The sequence below is a fragment of the Halorubrum sp. 48-1-W genome (assembly GCF_003287355.1).
In the GTDB taxonomy this organism is placed as follows: Archaea; Halobacteriota; Halobacteria; order Halobacteriales; family Haloferacaceae; genus Halorubrum.
In genome coordinates this window covers 1-18,513 of sequence record NZ_QMIM01000012.1, presented here as the reverse complement: position 1 = coordinate 18,513, position 18,513 = coordinate 1, and the positions used below count along the sequence as shown (strand labels likewise).

The window sequence follows — 18,513 nt, the reverse complement described above, 5'->3', positions numbered from 1 at the left end:
CGGCCGACAATGTTAGCGGGGGTCAACGTCGCGCTCGGCGTCTCGGGCAGCATCGCGGCGGTGAAGGTGGTCGAGCTCGCCCACGAACTGCGCCGCCACGGCGCGAGCGTCCGCGCGGTGATGACGCCGGCTGCGACGAACATCGTCCACCCGTGGGCGGTCGATTTCGCCACCGACGAGCCCGTCGTCACGGAGATCACCGGCAACGTCGAGCACGTCGAGCTCTGCGGTCGCGACGGCTGGGCGGACGTGCTGTTGCTCGCGCCCGCGACCGCGAACACCGCCGGGAAGGTGGCGGCTGCCGTCGACGACACGCCGGTGACCACGTGTGTGACCACGGCGCTCGGCGCGGGCGTGCCCGTCGTGATGGCGCCGGCGATGCACGAGCCGATGTACGACCACCCGGGCGTGCTCGCCGCGCTCGACACCCTCTCGTCGTGGGGCGTGACGTTCGCCGACCCGCGGATCGAGGAGGGGAAAGCCAAGATCGCCGCGGAGTCGACGATACTCACGGAGGTCGCCCGTGCGACGACGTCGGACGCGCTCTCCGGCACCCACGTCGTCGTCACGGCGGGCGCGACCAAAGAGCGGATCGACCCGATCCGAATCTTAACGAACCGGGCGTCCGGCAAGACCGGTCGCGCGATCGCCCGCGCGTGCTACGTCCGCGGGGCCGACGTGACGCTCGTCCAGGACGGTCCGGAGGTCCCCTACGCCGACGTCGTGAGGGTCGAGACCGCGGACGAGATGATCGACGCCTGTCGGGAGGCGGCAGTGACCGCGGACGCGTTGGTCTCCGCGGCGGCCATCTCCGATTTCACCGCCGACGCCGTCGACGAGAAGATCCGGTCGGGGTCGCCGCTGTCGGTCGATCTTCGGCCGACGCCGAAGCTGATCGACTCCGTCCGGGAGGCGCACCCCGACCTCCCGCTCGTCGGGTTCAAAGCGGAGACGTCGGGCGACGACACTGCGATGGTCGCGGAGGCCGAGCGGATCCGCGACCGGGTCGGGCTCGCGTTCGTCGTCGCCAACGACGCGAGCGTGATGGGCGACGACCGGACGCGCGTCCTGCTCGTCGGGGAGGCGGGGACCGAGCCCGAACCTGTCTCGGGGTCGAAGGACGCCGTCGCCGGGCGGATCGCGGACCGGCTGGCAGCGGTCCTGAAACGCGACGACTGACGGTCTCGACCACGGGTCCGACGGGGGACTCGGGCGCGATCGCTCGACCGCTCGGGATCCGGAAGCGATCGATCGGCCGACGCGACCGAAAGCGGGTCGACCGGGATACAAACTGTTTTGGGCCGGTAGGGCTACGCCTCGGGTAGACATACCCATGTGTAGCCAGACGGCCATCTCCGATGCCCCGGGAGGTGAATCGGGTGGCTGACGCCGACGAACCGGCTCCGACGCGCGGTTCGGTCGTGGTCCCCGTCGAATCGACGCCGACGCTTCGCGCGACGGTCACTCACCTCGTCGAGTCGGCGGCCGACGGCGAGTTCTCGTCGATCCACTTCGTCGTCTTCGCCACGTGGCGCCGCGACGATCCGGACATAGCCGACCGGGAGACGTCGATCGACCGGTTGCTCGAGCGCGTCTCGACCTGGGCCGAGGCCGACCTCGCGGACGTCGACGGCGCCGACGTCGACGACGTGGAGGTCGTCACCGCGGTCGTTGGCGCGGACGAGTACCTCTTCGGGGCTGACGATTACGTCCGGGAGCTGTCGGCGTACGCCGACGAGCACGGCGCGGAGACCGTCGTGTTGGACCCGGAGTACACCCCGGTCGGCAACACGACGCTGCTCCAGCCGCTGGAGTTCGCGCTCTCGAGCACCGACCTCGCCGTCAGGAAAGCTCCCGTCACCCGCCCGAGCCGCGGCGAGCGGCTCCGCAAGGAGGCGACCGGGATCCGCTTCGCCGCGACGTTCGGGCTGTCGCTCGCCTTCTACCTCGCACTCGGCGACCCGCTCTATTGGTTCGACCTCGCGAGCGGCGTCGCGAGCGCGGCGATCGTCGCGATCACGCTCTCGCGGATCAGCCTCGACGCCGACCCGTCGCTCTCGCGGACGCCCGTCCGACTGCTCCGCGGCGCGGTGTACGTCCCCGTCTTGCTCTTCGAGATACTCAAATCGAACCTCGTCGTGGCGCGGGTGATCCTCGACCCGCGGCTACCGATCGACCCGACGCTGAACCGGATCCGCGTGATCGTCGGTAGCGGTCTCCCGGTCACGACGCTCGCGAACTCGATCACGCTGACGCCGGGGACGCTCACGGTCCGCGCCCGCGACGGGAACCTCTACGTCCACTCGCTCATCCCGTGGGCCCGCGAGGGCCTCTTCGACGGCTCGCTGGAGCGGTGGACCCGGTTCGTCTTCTACGGCCGGGAGGCGGCGCGGCTCCCGACCCCCCGCGAACGCGACGATATCGGGATCTTTCAGGGACCGGACGCGACCGAGGAGTACCCCGGCGCGCGCTCCGACGGCGGAACGCGCGGGGAAGATGACCCCGTTGCGGACGGCTCGGCCGACGACGACGACGCCGGGGGGGTGACGACGGAATGAGCGTCGTCGACACGACGCTCGCAGCCGGCTACGCCGTGGGCGACTTCCTGCTTGTCGTGGCCGCCGGCTTCGTCGTCCTCGCGATCGGGATGCTCTACCGGGCGGTGAAGGGCCCGACGATGCAGGACCGCGTGCTCGCGGTCAACGTGCTCGGGACCAACACCGTGGTCATTCTCGCGATCCTCGGGGCCGCGCTCGCGGAACCGACGTTCCTCGACATCGCGTTGGTGTACGCGCTGTTGAACTTCCTGATGGCGATCGCCATCTCGAAGTTCACCGTCGAGCGGGGTGGTGTGCTGTGATCGACGCGATCGGTCCGGTACGGCTCGCGCTGGTCGTCGCCTTCAGCCTGCTCGGGCTGTTCTTCACGTTCGTCTCGATGACGGGCGTGATCCGGCTTCCGGACGTCTACTCGCGGGCGCACACCGCCTCGCAGGCGGACACGCTGGGGGCCGGCTTCACGCTCGCGGCGGTCGCGATCGCGGCCGGCTGGGAGGGCGCGGGATTCAAGTCTCTGCTCCTGGTGTTCTTCATCTTCGTGACGAACCCGACGGCGGCCCACGCCATCGCGCGGGCGGCCTTCGAGGAGGGGATCGTGCCGTGGACGGAGGGGGACGAGCGCCGATGACGGGGACCGTCTCGCCCGTCGTCGCGCAGGTCACCGCCATCGAGGCGAGCCTCTTCGTCTTCGTCGTGCTCACGGCGCTCGCGACCGCGTTCGCGCGCGACGTACTCGCCGCGGTCATCGTCTTCGGGGCCTACAGCCTCGGGATGGCCGCGCTGTACACCTTCTATCGCGCGCCCGACGTCGCGATGACGGAGGCGGCCATCTCCGCCGGCGTAACGACCATCCTCCTGCTCCTCACGCTCGCGAAGACGACGCGGATCGACCACGAGGCCGTCTTCGAGTCGGTGAACTACCCGGCAGCGGGGGCTGCCGGGTTGCTCTTCGCCGGGCTCGCGGTCACCATGGTCGACGTGCCGGCGGTCGGCTCGGCGGACGCGCCGGTGTGGAGCAACCCCGACGTCACCCAGTGGTACCTCGCGGAGACGTACGCCGAGACCGGCGTCGAGAACACCGTGATGGCGGTGTTGGCCGCGTTCCGCGGGTTCGACACCTTCGGCGAGGCGGTCGTCGTCTTCGCGGCCGGGATCGCTGCCCTCATCGTCCTCAGACGGGAGGTGTTCGCATGAGCGACGCTCCCGACGGCGACGTCGATCGATCGGAACCGGCCGAGCCGCGCCGCTCCGGACGGCTCGACTCGGAGACGAGACAGGGGACGCCGTACACGGAGAGTCAGGTCATCATGTCGACGGTGAAGGTCGTCTCGCCGTTCGCGTTCACCTACGGGCTGTTCGTCACCTTCCACGGCGGCGGCTCGCCCGGCGGCGGCTTCCAGGGCGGCGCGATCATGGCCGCGGTCGTCTTCATGATCGCTTTCGCGTTCGGCATCGAAGCCACTCGCCAGTGGCTCGCCAACACGGTCGTCGTCGCGCTCGCGGTCGGCGGGACCCTCGCGTTCGCCGCCATCGGGTTGGTCCCGGTTGCGCTCGGCGGTGCCTTCCTCCAGTACGACCTGTTGCCGATCCCGATCCTCGATCCGGTGAAGTACGGGATGGAGGCCGTGGAGATCGTCGGCATCGCCGCCATCGTGAGCGGCGTGCTCATGGGGTTGTTCTTCGTGCTCGCCCGCGGCTTCAACGGCGACGACTCGGGGTCGTCCGCCGGCGAACGCGACCTCTTCGTCGACGAGGACGACCGGGTGGGCCCCGAGGAGGGCGCCGACGCGACGGGCGACGGCGACGTCGTCGCCACCGACGGGGGTGAGCGATGACGCTTCCCCCGGTCGGACCCGCCGCACGCTCCGTGGCCGAACTGCTCGTCGGATCGTCGGTCGCGGCCGGATCGTCGGTCGCGGCCGGATCGTCGGTCGCGGCCGGATCGGTACTCGACGTGCTCGGGACGCGTCACGCGTACGTGACGTTCGCGCTGTTGCTCTGTATCGGACTCTACATGATGATCGCCAACCCCAACCTGGTGAAGAAGGTGATCGGCCTCAACCTGTTCCAGACAGCGATATTCCTGCTTTTCATCGCCTCGGCGTACGTCGAGGGCGGGGCGATCCCGATCGTGTACTCGGGCGGGGAGGGACCGTACGTCAGCCCGCTCCCGCACGTGATCGTGCTCACCGCCATCGTCGTCGGCGTGAGCCTCACCGCGGTGGCGCTCGCGCTGTGTATCCGGATATACGACGAGTACGGTACGCTCCGGGCCGACACGCTCCGGGAGCTGTTACGCGAGGAGGGGTCGCTGCCCCCGAGATCGGGGCTCCCGGGCGAGGGTTCGAACGGCGAGGGGGGTGAGGGCGATGACTGACGTGTTGTTGCCGCTGTCGATCGCGGTCCCCATCGTGGCGGCGACCCTGCCGCTCGCCTTCGGGCTGTGGTACGACGACGTCGGCTGGCCGGTCGCGGCGGTCACGACCCTCGGGGTGGTCGGGTCGGCCGTCGCGGTCGCGCTCGAGGTGTACACGGCCGGACCGTTCGACCACGAGCTCGGCGGCTTCGCGCCGCCGATCGGGATCGAGCTCGTCGCCGACGAGCTGTCGGCGGCGGTGTTCCTCCTCGTCGCGCTCGTCTCGGCGGCCACGCTCGTCCTCTCGCGGGCGGTCGGTCCGCGCGGGAACGCCTTCCACAGCGCCTACCTGCTCTTGACCGGCGGGCTCGTCGGCGTCTCGCTCACCGGCGACCTGTTCAACCTGTTCGTCTTCCTCGAGATCGTCGGGCTCACCACGTACGCGCTCATCGCGGCCGACCGCTCGGGCGCGAGCGCGTACGCCTCGTTGAAGTACCTCGTCGTCGGGACCGTCGGCGCGTCGCTGTACCTCGTCGGCGTCGGCTACGTCTTCCTCGCGACGGGGACGCTGAACATGGCCGACGTGAGTATCCAGATCGTCGAACAGGCGAGCCACACCGACCCGCTGGTTCGGGCCGGGTACGCCTTCATCGTGGCCGGCTTCGCGCTGAAGATCGCGTTGTTCCCGGTCCACTCCTGGCAGCCGGACGCCTACCAGCGCGCGCCCGACGCGGTGACCACGGTCGTCGCCGCGCTCGTCTCGACCGCCAGCGCCTACGCGTTGATCCGGGTGAGCTACTCCGTGTTCACCGTCGACTTCCTCACAGCCAACGACGCGATCACGACGGGGATCCTCGTCGTCTCCGGCGTCTCGATCGTCGCCGGCTCCCTCCTCGCGGTCATGCAGTCCGACCTCAAGCGGATGTTCGCGTACTCCTCGGTCGCGCAGTTCGGGATGATCGCCGCCGCGGTCGGTATGGCCGACGAGACGGCGTTACTGGGGGGGATCGTCCACCTGATCGGCCACGGTCTGTTGAAGTTCGGGCTCTTCTTCGGCCTCGCGCTCCTCGCAGCCGGCTACGGCGCGCGTCGTGTCGACGACCTCTCGAGTCTCGCCCGCCGGGCGCCGTTCGCCACGGGCGCGCTCGCCGTGCTCGGGCTCGCGCTCGTCGGGATCCCGCCCTCGATCGGGTTCCTCGGCAAGTGGTACATCGCGCTCGGCGCCGTTCGGTCGGCCGGCGCGGGCGGCGGGACGGCCGGGATCTGGATCGCGGTCGTGATCCTCGTCAGCACCCTGTTCACCCTGGCGTACGTCGCCCGGGTGATAGAACGGCTGTACTTCGCGGGCGTCGACCCCGAGAACGCGGCAGGGGGCGTCTCGGGCGGTCCTGTCGATCCGGTCGCCGGACCGGACCGTGACGCCGGCGAGACGGTGTCGGACGGCGAGGCGGTCGCCGACGGCGGGAACGGCGACGCTGCGGCGCCCGGAACCGTCCCGACGGCGCCGCTCGCCGTCCTCGTCGCCGTCACGCTCGTCGCGGTCGGACTCGGCTTCGCGGGGGCCGGGTTCGAGACGCTCCTCGACCCGTACCTCTCGGAGGTGTTCGCATGACAGAAGCCATCGTTCAGGACCCACGTCCACTGCTCGCCGTCCTCGTCTCGCTCGTCGCGACCGTGTTCATCGTCGCGTCGTATCGCTCGCCGAACGTCCGCGAGGGATGGACGGTCCTCGCAGCGGTCGCGAAGTTCGCGATCGTCGCCTCGATGCTCCCGCGCGTGCTCGAGGGGACCGTCTTCGAGTGGACCGTCGTCGAACTCCTCCCCGACATCGCGTTCGTGCTCCGTGCGGACGCGCTCGGGATGCTGTTCGCGTTCCTCGCGTCCGGGCTCTGGATCGTCACCTCCTTTTACAGCATCGGCTACATGCGCGGGCTCGAGGAGGCCAACCAGACGCGCTACTTCGCCGCGTTCGCCGTGTCGCTGTCGGCGACGATGGGGATCGCGTTCGCGGGGAACCTCGTGACGATCTTCGTCTTCTACGAGCTGTTGTCGATCGCGACGTACCCGCTCGTCGCCCACGACGAGACGCCGGAGGCGCGTTCGGCCGGCCGGAAGTACCTCGCGTACACGATGTTCGGCGGCGGCGTGCTCGTCCTCGCCGGGACCGTCATGGTCTACTGGCTGACGGGGACCGTCGCGTTCACCGCCGGCGGCATCGGGGAGCTGGCGAGCGCCGACCCCGGGTTGGCGATGCTCGCCTTCTTTCTGCTCGCGATCGGCTTCGGCGTGAAAGCCGGGATCATGCCGCTCCACCAGTGGCTCCCCGAGGCGATGGTCGCGCCGACGCCGGTCTCCGGACTGCTCCACGCGGTCGCGGTCGTCAAGTCCGGCGCGTTCGGCGTCTCGCGGGTCGTCCTCGACGTGTTCGGGCCGGAGCTCGTCTTCGACCTCTCGCTTCCCTTCGGCTTCTCCGCCGGGCTGGTGCTCTCGACGGTCGCCGCGATCACGCTGACGGCGGCCTCGCTCATCGCCCTGCGGAAGGACCACCTGAAACAGCGGCTCGCGTACTCGACGGTGAGCCAGTTGAGCTACATCGTGCTCGGGCTCGGCCTCTTCGGCTGGTACGGGCTCGTCGGGGCGCTACTCCACATCCCGGCGCACGCGTTCATGAAGCTCACCCTGTTCTTTTGTGCGGGGAACCTCCACGTCGCGACGCACACCGACTACATCTCGGAGATGGCGGGCATCGGGAAACGGATGCCGCTGACGATGGGCGCGTTCACCGTCGCGTCGCTCGGGATGGCCGGGATCCCGCTCCTCGCCGGCTTCGTGAGCAAGTACTACATGCTGATAGGCGGGGTGCGGATGGGGATGGAGCTGACCCCCGTCGCCTACTACCTCGTCGGCGCGCTCCTGCTCTCGGGCGTCCTCAACGTCGCGTACTTCTGGCCGGTGATCTACACCGCCTTCTTCGAGGCGGAGGCGGACCACGACGCGAAGCCGCTCGTCGACTTTCGGATGGGTGGGGAGCGGCGGTCGACGCTCGCGGCGACCGATGGGGGCCGCCCGGACGACGCGTCGACCGACGGGGGCCGTCCCGACGACGACGACGAGACCGACGGTGACGACGAGAATGACGACGAGACCGACGGTGACGACGAGACCGACGACGACGCGGTCGACGTCGACGACGTCGTCGAGAGCGTGGAAGGCGACGCGGGCGGGAGCGACGGGTCGCCAACGGCCGACGACGACGCCGGGGTTCCGGACGACTCGGAGATCCCTGACGCCGAACTCGACGACCTCCCGACCGACGAGAAGGGTGTGGTCCGCCCGGACTTCGATACGAGCGAGCGGGACTTCTCGGAGCCGGCCGAGCGGGTCGACACGGGCGACTACGCGGTCGACCAGAAGCCCTCGGACGCGGACGTCCCGTTCGGGGTCGGCCGAGGCGACGCCGGTCACGACGGCGACGACGACCACCCGGCCGATCACGACGACGACCACCCGGCCGATCACGACGACGACCACGGGGTCGACACCGGTGGCGACGACCGTGACGATCACCACGGCGACGACCACGACGCCGGTCACCACGACGACGACCACGGGGTCGACCACCACGGCGGCCCGCCGCCGGGCGGCTGGGACCACCTGCGCGGGCTCGAGGCACTCCGGGGACGCGAGTCGACGTGGTTCACCCTCGGACCGATCCTCACCGCGATGGGTCTCGCCGTCCTGCTCGGCGTGATCCCCTACGAGATGGGCTTCCTCGAGCTGATCGAGCTCATCGTCGACACGCGGCTCCCGGAGGGGGTGGCTCGGCCATGACGGGTGTGACCGCCGTGCTGACCGCGGTCCCGCCGTACCTCGTCGTCGCCGTGGCCTCGTTGCTCGTGCTCGCGCTCCCGCGCGCGGTCGGTCACGCGCTCGGCGCGCTGGCGACCGCGTTCGTCTTCGCGCAGGCGGTCCTGCTCGGCGACGGCGGGACCGGGGCGCACCTCGCGACGCGGTTCCTCGGCTTCGACGTGGTCCTCTTCAACGTCGACCAGTTCTCGCTCCTGATGGGCGTCGTCGTCGGCTTCCTCGCCACTGCGGCGGTGCTGTACGCCTACGGCAGCGACGCGCCGAAGTGGGTCACGTCGCTGGCGTTGATCTACGTCGCCACCACGGTGGGGACGATTTACGCCGGCGACTGGCTCACGCTGGTCTTCTTCTGGGAGCTGATGGCGGTCACCAGCACGCTGCTGGTGTGGCAGTACGGCGGCGCGGCGGTGCGGGCCGGCTACCGCTACGCGCTCTTCCACGGCACGGGCGGGACGGTCCTGCTCGCGGCCGTCGTCGTCCACTTCGCGAACGCCGGGACGTTCCTGTTCTCGGGGACGACCGGGATCGACCCGGCCGCGACCCTCCTCGCTGCGATCGGGATCGGGATCAACTGCGGGTTCATCTTCCTGCACTCCTGGCTGCCCGACACCTACCCGCGCCCGCACGTGGCGGCGTCGGTGTTCCTCTCGGTGTTCACGACCAAGACCGCGGTGTACGTGATGTACCGTGCGTTTCCCGAGGGCGGCATGTGGCTCGCGTACCTCGGCGGGTTCATGGCCGTCTACGGCGCGTTCTTCGCGCTGTTACAGTACGACCCCAGACGCCTGCTGTCGTATCACATCCAGGCGCAGGTCGGGTACATGCTCGCGGGGCTCGGGCTCGCGAGCGCCGTCGGCGAGTTCGCCGTCACCGGCGGCTTCGCGCACCTGTTCAACAACGTCCTCTACAAGAGCCTGCTGTTCATGGCGGTCGGCGTCGTGATCTACCGGACCGGCGTCCAGGACATCCGCGATATGGGCGGCCTCTGGCGCGTGATGCCGCTCACCTTCCTGTTGTACGTCGTCGGCGCGGCCTCCATTACCGCCGTGCCCGGCTTCAACGGGTTCATCTCGAAGGGGATGGTGATCGACTCCGCCCACGAGATCCACAACTACGAGCTCCTGTTCGGCGAGGGGCTACTCTGGTGGCTGCTCATCCTCGGGGGCGTCGGGACGTTCATGTCGTTCATCAAGCTCGGCTACTACGTCTTCTTCCACGGGTCGGCGACCCTGTCGCCCGACGACGCCACGCCGTTCCAGACCGCCGGCATGCTGCTCGCCGGCGGAGCGTGCGTCTTCTTCGGCACGCCGCTCACCTACGGCTACCTCGTCGAGCTGATGCCGTTCACCGCGATCGTCGCGCCGGAGCTCCACCCCTACAGCACGAGCCACCTGACCGAGAGCGCCGCCCTGCTCGTCGCCGGCTTCGTCGGCTTCTTCGCGTTGAAGCGGCCGCTGGGCTGGCTCGCCCACCACATGCGCGACGTCGACGCCGTCTTGTTCCCGGCCGCCTTCTACGCTGGGCGGTGGTCGGTGTGGGGCGTCACCGAGGGGTGGGCCGCCGTCGACCGCGCGACGATGCGGCTCGTCGCCGGCGCGAAGTGGGTCGCGATGAACCCGCGGCAGCTGCTCGCGAACGCCGGCGTCGACGCCGAGATACGGGCGGGGATCGGCCGGAGCGTGCTGTTCTTGACGCTCACGGCGGCCGTCACCCTGTTCGCGTTGCTGTTGGGGTGATAGAGTTCGCATGTCAGTCGCGTTGGACGCGCTCGTGTTGCCGGCGGTCGAGGAGCTCCATTCGCTACCGTCGGCGAGCGAGGTCGGCCCGTGGGAGGACGCCTACGACCTCACGGAGCGGATCGACGTCCCGGGCGTCCCCGCCCCGTTGCGTCACGACGGATCCGGCCTCGGCGTCGTCCCCACGGGGATCGGCAAGACCGCTGGGGCGACGACGACCGCCGCGGGCTGTGCCGGCGACGCGGTGGACCTGACCGACGCGGTCGTCCTCTCGGTCGGGATCGCCGGCGCGCCGCCCGACCTCCCGATCGGGTCCGTCGTGATCGCGGACGCGATCGTCGACTGGGACGACAAGTGTCGGTTCGACCCCGACGACGGGGAGGTCCCGATCGCCCCCGACCCCTACACGGAGGGGCAGGGGGTTTTCGACGTGGCTCCCGGGCTGGTCTCGGACGCGGTCGGTCTGGCAGCGGACGTCGATCTGACGGCTCTCGGCGACCTCGCCGGAACCGATGACGGGGCGGAACCGACGGTGGTCCGCGGGACGAACGTCTGTGCGGACGAGCTGTGGCACGGCCGGACCGTCGCCGAGCACGTGTCGTGGTTCGTCGAGGCGGTCGGCCGGGGGCCGTACCGGGCGACCGAGATGGAGGACGCGGGAACGGCCAGGGCGCTCGAGCGGTTCGGGCTCGGGGACCGGTACCTCAGCGTTCGCGGGGTCTCGAACCACGACCGTCCCGAGCCGGGGACCTCTTCGCGCGAGTCGTTCGAAGGGTCGCTCACCGAGGCGGGACTGGAGGTAGGGCTCGCGAACGCCGTGCGGGTCGCGCGGGCGGTCGTCGACGACTGGCGGGGGTAGGGGGCGGAGAGGAAAGCGAGTCGGCTCAATGAGAGGGTCGGCTCAGTACTCCTCGTACGCGAGGTTCATCAGCCACTGCGAGAACGCGTCCGACTGCGGGTCGATCTCCTCCTCGCCGATGAACGGCGAGAGCATGTCGCCGGCCATCAGGAGCGAGAAGTCGAGGTCGCGCGGCGCCGGCTCCAGGTAGAAGGTGTTGTGGCCGTCGTAGACGGTGTTCTCGCGCTGGATCAGCCCGGATTCTTGCAAGGCCTCCGCGATTCTGCTCCCCTTTCGCGAGGAGACGTCGAGCTCCTTCCAGAAGTCGCTCTGGTGGATCCCGCCGGTCTCGCGAATGAGATCGAGGCCGGCGCGCTCGTCCGCCGACAGTTCTGACTCCAGTTCGGACACGCTCATACCCACACAGCCGCCCGCGAGTCGCTTAAAACTGGCTTTCCGTCCGGAACGCCGACGGAACCGCGACCGGTTCGGCCGGCGTCTCACAGGGCGGGCCGTCGGCGAACGCCATCGCCGGGTCGGACCCGGTCCGGATCCGCGTGAACGAGCGCGTCCCGTAGCCGTCGCCGTGGAGACACGCGCCGTACCCGTGGTCGGCGAGGACGTCGCTCGCGCGGTCGAGCCACGCCTCGCCGGACTCGCCGGGCTCCGGGACGAGCGCGCCCGCGATCCGGCGGACGCTCTCCGCGCGCTCCTCGCCGAACTCCGCCCGCCGGTCGGGTATCGAGAACCGCGTCCCGCCGTTCACCGCTCCGCCGACGTTGCCGACGACGTGGACTCCCGGGTCCAGGCGGGTGACCGTCAGCCCGCCGTCGTAGGCGAGGAGGAAGGCTGCCGTGTCGTCGGCGAGGACGAGGTTGAAGCCGTCGTAGTCGCGCTCGGCGGTCTCCCGTTCGACCGTGCGGACGGCCGTCTCCGCCGACGGCTCGCGCAGACAGTCCTCGACGAGCAGGCCGCGCGAGCGGTCCCCATCGCGGTCGACCTCGAGCCACCGGTTCGTGACGGCGACGACGACGCCGGCGTCGTTCACGCCGATCCAGGTACCGCCGGCCTCGGCGTCGCGCGGCGCGAGGAACCGTCGGTCGATCCCGCGGACCGTGGGCGGCTCCGAGGCGCGCTCGAGCGATTCGTCGCGGTTGGCGGCCAGCGCCACCGGGACGTCCGGGAAGACCCGCCAGGCGAGCGTGAGCGTACACACGGCTCCGAGTGGGAACGGCCGGGTGAAAAGGTCGACGCCGACCGCGTCCCGCCGGAAGATGTTTACTCGGCATAAAAGAAATCTTTTGGTGGCTGGGGTCTTCGGTTCGTGTATGAAAGCGATCGCCGTGTACGAGGACGGGACCGAGCCGGTCGTGATCGAGAAACCGCGTCCGGAGCCGGGCGCGGGCGAGGCGCTGGTCCGCACGCTCCGCGTCGGCGTCGACGGGACCGACCACGAGGTCATCGCCGGCGGCCACGGCGGACCGCCCGACGGCGAGGACCACATCGTGCTCGGCCACGAGGCGGTCGGCGTCGTCGAGGAGCCGAACGACACGCCATTCGAGGTCGGCGACGTGGTCGTCCCGACGGTCCGTCGGCCGCCCAACGGCGCGAACGAGTACTTCGCACGCGGCGAGCCGGACATGGCCCCCGACGGCGAGTACCACGAGCGGGGGATCGTGGGCGCTCACGGGTTCATGGCCGAGTACTTCACGAGCCCCGCCGAGTTCCTCGTCGAGATCCCGTCCGAGATCGCCGAGTGGGGGTTCCTCGTCGAGCCCGCCTCGATCACGGAGAAGGCGATCGAACACGCGTTCGCGAGCCGGTCGGCGTTCCACTGGGAGCCCGACTCGGCGCTCGTGTTGGGGAACGGGTCGCTCGGACTGCTCACCGTCGCGATGCTCGATTCGAAGTTCGACCGCCTCTACTGTCTCGGCCGCCGGGAACGTCCCGACCCGACCATCGACGTGATCGAATCGCTCGGGGCGACGTACGTGAACTCGAACGAGGTGTCCGTCTCCGACGTTCCGGACCGCCACGAACCGATGGACTTCGTCTACGAGGCGACCGGGTACGCGCCCCACGCCTTCGAGACGATCGAGGCGCTCGCGCCGAACGGGGTCACGGCGCTGCTCGGCGTGCCCGCCGACTGGACGTTCGAAGTCGACGGCGGACGGCTCCACCGTGAGATCGTCTTACACAACAAGGCGCTCGTCGGAAGCGTCAACTCCGGGTACGAACACTTCGAAGCAGCCGTCGACTCGCTCTCGGGGCTCTCGGAGGCGTTCCTCTCGAAGCTGGTTACCGGCGTCCACCCCCTCGCGGAGTTCGAGGCCGCCTTCGTGGATGACGACACGACTATTAAAACGGCGGTCGAATTCGCCGCGTATGAAGAACGTTGACGACCTGATCGACAGCGCGGCCGAGCTCGCCGACCACGGGCTCTCGAAGGGAGAGATCGCGGACGAACTGAACGTCTCGCGGGAGACGGCGAGCTGGCTCGTGGAACGGGCGGGGGGCAACGACGGAGCCGTGGCGGAGGCCGACACCGGGGCGACCGCTGACATCCACGTGGACTGGTCGGCGATCGGTCGCGACTCCACGCGGCTCACGTACGCCGCGAAGGCGATGGCCGACCTCCTCGCGAAGGAGGGCGAGTCCGTCGACCTCACCGTCGGCATCGAGAAGGCCGGCGCGCCGCTCGCGACCGCGGTCGCGCGCGAACTCGACACCGACCTCGGGACGTACGCCCCCGCGAAACACCAGTGGGAGGAGGGCGACATCGCCGACCACGGCGGCGGCTTCTCGCGCAACTTCGCCGGGATCCGCGACCGCGACTGCTACGTGGTCGACGACATCATCACCTCGGGAACGACGATGCGCGAGTCGATCGACGCGATCCGCGAACGCGGCGGCGAGCCGGTGGCCTGCGTCGTCCTCGTCGACAAGGTCGGCTACGACGAGATCGACGACGTCCCCGTCTACTCGCTCGTCGACGTCGTGAGCGTCGACCGCGAGTGAACCGACGACGGAGAGGCCCGTCGCGGGCGAGTCGCTTCCGGTCGAACCGGCCGGAACCCCTTTGACTCGGCGTCTCTTACCCTCGCTCATGACGTTCCAGCCCGAAAGCGACATGGACGAAGACGCGGTGCGCGATCGAGTCGACGAAGCGATCGCCGACAACGACGTGGTGCTCTTCATGAAGGGGAACCGCCTGATGCCACAGTGTGGGTACTCACAGCGGGCGATAGAGCTGATCAGCGCGCACGTCGAGGAGTTCGAGACGGTCGACGTCCTATCCGCGCTTCCGGCCTACCGCGAGGCGCTCGCCGACCACAGCGGCTGGGAGACGATCCCGCAGACGTTCGTCGACGGGGAGTTCGTCGGCGGCAGCGACGTGCTCGCCGAACTCGAGGAGCGCGGCGAACTGGCCGCCGAGCTCGGCGTCGAGTAGCCGTGCGGTCGTCCGAAACCGACCCGCCGCGTTCCGAGCCTCTCGAAGAGTAGCCCATATAAGCCTACGTTACCTATGTAGGGTAGACGCAGTCGCTTGCCGCCCGCGCCGTGACGACCGGTCCGACCCACACCCACCCAAACAATGACAGGCCGCGTGTTCCGACTTCATTCGACGCTCGAACTGCCACTCGAAGACGTAGAGGCGTACTTCGACGAAGACCCCGACCTCCCCGCGGAGATCGACGACATCGATATCACGCGTCGAAACAACACCCTCATCATCAAGGCCCTGTCCGACGACGAGTCGATCAGCAAGTACACCCCGACGGCCCAGCTGAAGGCGTCGGTCACGGAGACCCGGGTGTACGAAGAGGAGCCCCCGCGAGCGGGCGGCCCGCAGTGGATGGACGACGAGGAGGAGGAGATCCCCTCCGAACTCGTCGAGTTCGCGTGTTTCAAGGGCGACCGCGAGACCGTCCTCCAGAACACCGCGCTCCAGTACCCGATGTTCCTCGTGCTCCGTGAGCTCGCCACGCGCGCCGAGAAGGGAACGCTCACGGCCATCACGGAGGCCGACGGCGACCTCGAAGCGACCCGGATCGTCGAGGGCGAGTCCCGCCCCGCGAGCATCGAGGTCGTGGAGAGCCCGCAGGGCGCGGGGGACGGCGACGGCGGCGTTAACTGGCGCGACAACGAGTTCATCTCGGACTGAGGGCGCGATCGCAGCGGCTCTGTTGAAATCCTATTTTTCAGACACAGTCTTGGCTGAAGCAACCGTTAGAATTTGACTGCGTATTGTCCACCAAGGGTTCTACCAATTCAAAGAGACGTTTCAGTGGTCGTGCGAGATACAGAGCGCATATCTTGCGTACTTCGCTCCACGAGTTCAGTTGTCTCACATGAGCGCCCTCAGTTCTCGCGTCTCTACGTCTTCTTGATCGAGCGTGAGCGCGCCCCCGAGCGCAAGGCGTTCGTCGAACCCGCTACCGTATTCGAGATCGATTTCGATCGTCTTTGTAGTGCCGAGCTTGCGCCGAACAGTGCCAAGCGCACCCTCATTGGAGCCTACGATCTCCATCACAACTGGCATCGATCGTACTCTCCTACTCGCTTCCCGATGGGGGCCGACGCTCCCGTCGAGGCGATGGTTAATGCGGTAGAACCCCAGATCGAGGATGCTCTGATTGCGTTGCCCGACAACAAATTGGAATAATTCCCGGGTTCGCGGGTATTCTGCTTTGTCCCTGTTCGAGCTACAATGATTCTAAGTGATCGACAAAGACTCACGATAACAATATCCCGCTCCATAATATAGTATCCGAACACGTATGGACAAGCATATCGGCGGGATTGACTGGGCCGGGCGTATCGTCCACGGTGCCATCGTAGTTATCGCCGGTATTGCCGCTCTTACCGGCTACTGGGCCGCTGGAGCCGTCATCGGAGGGGTCGGACTCCTCGTTGGAGTGATACTCTTCGTTACCGGCACAACCCAGAAGTGTCCGATCAACGAGGCCGTAGGGATCGACACCACTGACCGGAAGAAAGTAGCTGGCTACCCGGCCAACGGGGGGACGGTGAGCGAAATCCGCTCTGGCGATAGCACGCTACATACATCGACCATCACTAACGGGAAGACTCAGAATCGACCCGAACACGGACACTTCGGAGTCTAAGAGCACACGCAAGATAATGCACCCGCAGCGTGACATCACTACCCTTCCGACGTTCATTGCCCTGGACAGCTACGCAGTTCTCGCTGGCCAGAGACAGGGAGCGAGCGTCCAGCTCGACGAGACGTATTTCTCCGGGCAGTTACAAGCTTTTGAGGCATTTGACGGCGATACCGATGGATCCTCGAACTCGAGTCGCGGACAACGGTCGCGAGATCTCCGAGAATCGAGACGTGCGTACAGGAGCATTGAGGTCGACGTGGATGCACTCACGGAGGACGGTCTTTGGACTGCATCGACACAGTTTCGCCGAGAGTTACAGCGCATTCCGGAAATAAGTTATCTCGAGCGCCAGTTCCCGGGGCAGTGTTTCGTCGTCCCGGAATGGCTTCGAACTGAAGACCACCTCCACTATGGGGCACGCGTCTATTTCTTCCAGGACGACGACTCCACGACTCCGAAGGACGTGATGCAGGAAAATATCGATGCGATTCTGAGTGACTCGTTCCCAAAATTCGAACGATACCAGGGGCGGTTACACGGCTATCCGGACTGCTGTATCGACTTTTACCACGATCGCTCGTCGAACGCTCCCTCGCCCGAATGGCGTTCGATCGAACCATTCGCTGACCGAATTAACGAACCGGCTCTCGGAAATGGCCTCTCTGCGTCAATCGACGATATGTTGCCGCAGTTCTCAGGTCGGGATGATCGGTTTGCGTTCTTCGCCCGGGAATTCTTTCCCGAGCCAGGTTGTGAGACCGCGCTGACGCAAGGAGAAGTGATCTTTGACAGCCTATCTTCTGAATACCCCACTGCCCTTATCGAGGACTACTTCCGACTCAACTTCAGCTATAACTACCTGATAGCTCGGGCAGTCCATACTGGCGGTACTCACCGACCAGTTCCCGGAGAACTCGGAGAGGAGCACCTCATGTTCTATCTACCGCTACGAGAATTATTGACAATCCCCCGATATTCATAGTCCCGATATCAGGACGCACCGGGAGTGAGCGAAGACAGACAAATCCACAGCTGCTGATATATTTCGTTGTTTTTCCTGCGATTATCACACAGACGAGAACTTTGTATAGGGATATATGTGTTTGGGCATCCTATTTTTTCAGAGAAGATGACACGATCACCCCTCACCAAGGCAAACAGACGAACGATTCTCAAGTCGCTTAGCGCCATCTCGGCCGCCGGAATGACTGGACTGGCCGGTTGTGCTGACGGTGGAAACGGGAACGGAGACGGTGCGGGTACGATTTCGGCAGATGAGTATCCGGCCGTCGACGAGTGGATGACCGAGACGGAAATCGGAGATGCGGCGAAGCTTTACGACGGAGAGATTGTGGATCTCCGTGAGGAGAGCGATGTGTCGATAGACGTCGGAGCCGGGGACGACGGGTTAGCGTACGGACCACCCGCGGTAGCTGTTTCGGCCGGAACCGAGATCCTGTGGGAGTGGACCGGCGAGGGCGGGGAACACAACGTCGAGGCCGAAGCGGACGAACAGATCGGCGAAACCGACTACGAGTTCAGTTCCGGAGAGGCAGAGATGGGCGACGACATCGAGTACACCCACACCTTCGACGAGGAGGGAATCGCCCTGTACCACTGCGAGCCCCACCTCGCGTTGGGAATGAAGGGATCGGTCGTGGTTGAGGAGGAGTGATCCGTCGGGCCTCCTCACTCGGCGTAGAACTCCCGGAGGATCTCGAAGTCTAGCTGTGATATATAGAGGATCCACGTAGCGAAGATAACGAACGCCGCCGCAGTGAGGCCGTCGAGTAACACTTCGGGGAGTGTACCTTTCAGCGCATTCCCGGGGGAATTTCCAGCACTGTCCAGCCACCGAATGTGGTTGTTACGCCGGCTACGACCACGTACGGGTCGTACTTCGTGGCGAGCGTAGCGATCACCATCTGTCCTTTTTCACTGGGAAGAGCATGAAGCTACAGCACAAATACAGTAACGGCTCTGTTGACTCGATGGAAACGCTGCTACCCTAGCAGAGCGTGAAACAAGA

21 protein-coding genes are annotated in these 18,513 nt (G+C 67.3%); 18 read left to right on the top strand and 3 right to left on the bottom strand.

All coding sequences use genetic code 11. The features are described from left to right. Positions 1 to 9 precede the first annotated feature (9 nt). The 11 genes from coaBC to DQW50_RS06395 all read left to right on the top strand — a co-directional run bounded on the left by coaBC (position 10) and on the right by DQW50_RS06395 (position 11,376). Entirely contained in the window at positions 10 to 1,179 is a 1,170-nt protein-coding gene (coaBC, locus tag DQW50_RS06445) for a bifunctional phosphopantothenoylcysteine decarboxylase/phosphopantothenate--cysteine ligase CoaBC (protein ID WP_112078472.1), read from the top strand. A 179-nt stretch (positions 1,180 to 1,358) separates the two neighbouring features. Continuing rightward, the gene (locus DQW50_RS06440) at positions 1,359 to 2,558 is read left to right on the top strand and encodes a monovalent cation/H+ antiporter subunit E (RefSeq protein ID WP_112078471.1); all 1,200 of its coding nucleotides are present in this window, start codon (positions 1,359 to 1,361) and stop codon (positions 2,556 to 2,558) included. Then, positions 2,555 to 2,860 carry a cation:proton antiporter gene (locus tag DQW50_RS06435; RefSeq protein ID WP_112078470.1) on the top strand — a complete coding sequence of 102 codons (306 nt, stop codon included), beginning with the start codon at positions 2,555 to 2,557 and terminating at the stop codon, positions 2,858 to 2,860. Before DQW50_RS06440 ends, DQW50_RS06435 begins: the two co-directional genes overlap by 4 nt. Continuing rightward, entirely contained in the window at positions 2,860 to 3,186 is a 327-nt protein-coding gene (gene mnhG / locus DQW50_RS06430; RefSeq protein WP_112078580.1) for a monovalent cation/H(+) antiporter subunit G, read from the top strand. The genes DQW50_RS06435 and mnhG overlap by 1 nt, the downstream gene beginning before the upstream one ends. Further along, positions 3,183 to 3,752, top strand: coding sequence for a DUF4040 domain-containing protein (locus DQW50_RS06425; protein WP_112078469.1), 570 nt, complete (start codon positions 3,183 to 3,185; stop codon positions 3,750 to 3,752). Before mnhG ends, DQW50_RS06425 begins: the two co-directional genes overlap by 4 nt. After that, positions 3,749 to 4,393 (top strand): MnhB domain-containing protein, encoded by a 645-nt coding sequence (locus DQW50_RS06420; protein WP_112078468.1) that lies wholly within the window; start codon positions 3,749 to 3,751, stop codon positions 4,391 to 4,393. The genes DQW50_RS06425 and DQW50_RS06420 overlap by 4 nt, the downstream gene beginning before the upstream one ends. Beyond that, complete coding sequence (locus DQW50_RS06415; protein WP_112078467.1) at positions 4,390 to 4,935, top strand: cation:proton antiporter subunit C; 546 nt, start codon at positions 4,390 to 4,392, stop codon at positions 4,933 to 4,935. The genes DQW50_RS06420 and DQW50_RS06415 overlap by 4 nt, the downstream gene beginning before the upstream one ends. Next, positions 4,928 to 6,526, top strand: coding sequence for a proton-conducting transporter membrane subunit (locus DQW50_RS06410; protein WP_112078466.1), 1,599 nt, complete (start codon positions 4,928 to 4,930; stop codon positions 6,524 to 6,526). Before DQW50_RS06415 ends, DQW50_RS06410 begins: the two co-directional genes overlap by 8 nt. After that, on the top strand, positions 6,523 to 8,745 hold the full coding sequence (locus DQW50_RS06405; RefSeq protein ID WP_112078465.1) for a cation:proton antiporter: 2,223 nt from the start codon (positions 6,523 to 6,525) through the stop codon (positions 8,743 to 8,745). The genes DQW50_RS06410 and DQW50_RS06405 overlap by 4 nt, the downstream gene beginning before the upstream one ends. After that, positions 8,742 to 10,517 (top strand): Na(+)/H(+) antiporter subunit D, encoded by a 1,776-nt coding sequence (locus DQW50_RS06400; protein ID WP_112078464.1) that lies wholly within the window; start codon positions 8,742 to 8,744, stop codon positions 10,515 to 10,517. The genes DQW50_RS06405 and DQW50_RS06400 overlap by 4 nt, the downstream gene beginning before the upstream one ends. A 10-nt stretch (positions 10,518 to 10,527) precedes the next feature. After that, positions 10,528 to 11,376: a phosphorylase gene (locus tag DQW50_RS06395; RefSeq protein ID WP_112078463.1), complete on the top strand. Its 849-nt coding sequence runs from the start codon at positions 10,528 to 10,530 to the stop codon at positions 11,374 to 11,376. A gap of 42 nt (positions 11,377 to 11,418) precedes the next feature. Here DQW50_RS06395 and DQW50_RS06390 read toward each other — a convergent pair whose 3' ends face one another. After that, complete coding sequence (locus DQW50_RS06390; RefSeq protein WP_112078462.1) at positions 11,419 to 11,772, bottom strand: MarR family transcriptional regulator; 354 nt, start codon at positions 11,770 to 11,772, stop codon at positions 11,419 to 11,421. A 25-nt stretch (positions 11,773 to 11,797) separates the two neighbouring features. Next, on the bottom strand, positions 11,798 to 12,571 hold the full coding sequence (locus DQW50_RS06385) for an NRDE family protein (protein WP_112078461.1): 774 nt from the start codon (positions 12,569 to 12,571) through the stop codon (positions 11,798 to 11,800). A 112-nt stretch (positions 12,572 to 12,683) separates the two neighbouring features. On the opposite strand from DQW50_RS06385, the gene DQW50_RS06380 reads away from it, so the two are divergent. The 4 genes from DQW50_RS06380 (at position 12,684) to DQW50_RS06365 (ending at position 15,520) form a co-directional block, all read left to right on the top strand. Continuing rightward, positions 12,684 to 13,754 carry a glucose 1-dehydrogenase gene (locus DQW50_RS06380; protein ID WP_112078460.1) on the top strand — a complete coding sequence of 357 codons (1,071 nt, stop codon included), beginning with the start codon at positions 12,684 to 12,686 and terminating at the stop codon, positions 13,752 to 13,754. Next, a complete protein-coding gene (gfcR, locus tag DQW50_RS06375) occupies positions 13,741 to 14,373 on the top strand; it encodes a transcriptional regulator GfcR (RefSeq protein WP_112078459.1) in 633 nt (210 codons plus the stop codon). The genes DQW50_RS06380 and gfcR overlap by 14 nt, the downstream gene beginning before the upstream one ends. 88 nt (positions 14,374 to 14,461) lie before the next feature. Further along, on the top strand, positions 14,462 to 14,806 hold the full coding sequence (locus tag DQW50_RS06370) for a glutaredoxin (protein ID WP_112078458.1): 345 nt from the start codon (positions 14,462 to 14,464) through the stop codon (positions 14,804 to 14,806). Between the two features lie 144 nt (positions 14,807 to 14,950). Beyond that, positions 14,951 to 15,520, top strand: a complete 570-nt coding sequence (locus DQW50_RS06365) for a hypothetical protein (protein WP_094534063.1) — start codon at positions 14,951 to 14,953, stop codon at positions 15,518 to 15,520. Between the two features lie 183 nt (positions 15,521 to 15,703). Here the strand turns inward: DQW50_RS06365 and DQW50_RS06360 are convergent, their stop codons facing one another. Then, positions 15,704 to 15,898, bottom strand: coding sequence for a hypothetical protein (locus tag DQW50_RS06360; RefSeq protein ID WP_127341314.1), 195 nt, complete (start codon positions 15,896 to 15,898; stop codon positions 15,704 to 15,706). Positions 15,899 to 16,136: 238 nt separating this feature from the next. Here DQW50_RS06360 and DQW50_RS06355 point away from each other — a divergent pair, with 238 nt between their 5' ends. The 3 genes from DQW50_RS06355 (at position 16,137) to DQW50_RS06345 (ending at position 18,159) form a co-directional block, all read left to right on the top strand. Continuing rightward, positions 16,137 to 16,484: a DUF2892 domain-containing protein gene (locus tag DQW50_RS06355; protein ID WP_112078456.1), complete on the top strand. Its 348-nt coding sequence runs from the start codon at positions 16,137 to 16,139 to the stop codon at positions 16,482 to 16,484. A 16-nt stretch (positions 16,485 to 16,500) separates the two neighbouring features. Further along, positions 16,501 to 17,466: a hypothetical protein gene (locus DQW50_RS06350; RefSeq protein ID WP_112078455.1), complete on the top strand. Its 966-nt coding sequence runs from the start codon at positions 16,501 to 16,503 to the stop codon at positions 17,464 to 17,466. A 147-nt stretch (positions 17,467 to 17,613) separates the two neighbouring features. Beyond that, on the top strand, positions 17,614 to 18,159 hold the full coding sequence (locus DQW50_RS06345; RefSeq protein WP_112078454.1) for a halocyanin domain-containing protein: 546 nt from the start codon (positions 17,614 to 17,616) through the stop codon (positions 18,157 to 18,159). The last annotated feature ends 354 nt before the right edge of the window (positions 18,160 to 18,513 follow it).

Excerpts from the sequence above, each read along its gene's own strand:
- DQW50_RS06395 (WP_112078463.1), top strand. The coding sequence starts at position 10,528 with ATGTCAGTCGCGTTGGACGCGCTCGTGTTGCCGGCGGTCGAGGAGCTC.
- DQW50_RS06390 (WP_112078462.1), bottom strand. The coding sequence starts at position 11,772 with ATGAGCGTGTCCGAACTGGAGTCAGAACTGTCGGCGGACGAGCGCGCC.
- DQW50_RS06365 (WP_094534063.1), top strand. The coding sequence starts at position 14,951 with ATGACAGGCCGCGTGTTCCGACTTCATTCGACGCTCGAACTGCCACTC.
- DQW50_RS06355 (WP_112078456.1), top strand. The coding sequence starts at position 16,137 with ATGGACAAGCATATCGGCGGGATTGACTGGGCCGGGCGTATCGTCCAC.
- coaBC (WP_112078472.1), top strand. The coding sequence starts at position 10 with ATGTTAGCGGGGGTCAACGTCGCGCTCGGCGTCTCGGGCAGCATCGCG.
- DQW50_RS06400 (WP_112078464.1), top strand. The coding sequence starts at position 8,742 with ATGACGGGTGTGACCGCCGTGCTGACCGCGGTCCCGCCGTACCTCGTC.
- DQW50_RS06425 (WP_112078469.1), top strand. The coding sequence starts at position 3,183 with ATGACGGGGACCGTCTCGCCCGTCGTCGCGCAGGTCACCGCCATCGAG.
- DQW50_RS06410 (WP_112078466.1), top strand. The coding sequence starts at position 4,928 with ATGACTGACGTGTTGTTGCCGCTGTCGATCGCGGTCCCCATCGTGGCG.
- DQW50_RS06420 (WP_112078468.1), top strand. The coding sequence starts at position 3,749 with ATGAGCGACGCTCCCGACGGCGACGTCGATCGATCGGAACCGGCCGAG.
- gfcR (WP_112078459.1), top strand. The coding sequence starts at position 13,741 with ATGAAGAACGTTGACGACCTGATCGACAGCGCGGCCGAGCTCGCCGAC.
- DQW50_RS06380 (WP_112078460.1), top strand. The coding sequence starts at position 12,684 with ATGAAAGCGATCGCCGTGTACGAGGACGGGACCGAGCCGGTCGTGATC.
- DQW50_RS06435 (WP_112078470.1), top strand. The coding sequence starts at position 2,555 with ATGAGCGTCGTCGACACGACGCTCGCAGCCGGCTACGCCGTGGGCGAC.
- DQW50_RS06345 (WP_112078454.1), top strand. The coding sequence starts at position 17,614 with ATGACACGATCACCCCTCACCAAGGCAAACAGACGAACGATTCTCAAG.
- DQW50_RS06360 (WP_127341314.1), bottom strand. The coding sequence starts at position 15,898 with ATGCCAGTTGTGATGGAGATCGTAGGCTCCAATGAGGGTGCGCTTGGC.
- DQW50_RS06415 (WP_112078467.1), top strand. The coding sequence starts at position 4,390 with ATGACGCTTCCCCCGGTCGGACCCGCCGCACGCTCCGTGGCCGAACTG.
- DQW50_RS06440 (WP_112078471.1), top strand. The coding sequence starts at position 1,359 with ATGCCCCGGGAGGTGAATCGGGTGGCTGACGCCGACGAACCGGCTCCG.
- DQW50_RS06350 (WP_112078455.1), top strand. The coding sequence starts at position 16,501 with ATGCACCCGCAGCGTGACATCACTACCCTTCCGACGTTCATTGCCCTG.
- DQW50_RS06405 (WP_112078465.1), top strand. The coding sequence starts at position 6,523 with ATGACAGAAGCCATCGTTCAGGACCCACGTCCACTGCTCGCCGTCCTC.
- DQW50_RS06370 (WP_112078458.1), top strand. The coding sequence starts at position 14,462 with ATGACGTTCCAGCCCGAAAGCGACATGGACGAAGACGCGGTGCGCGAT.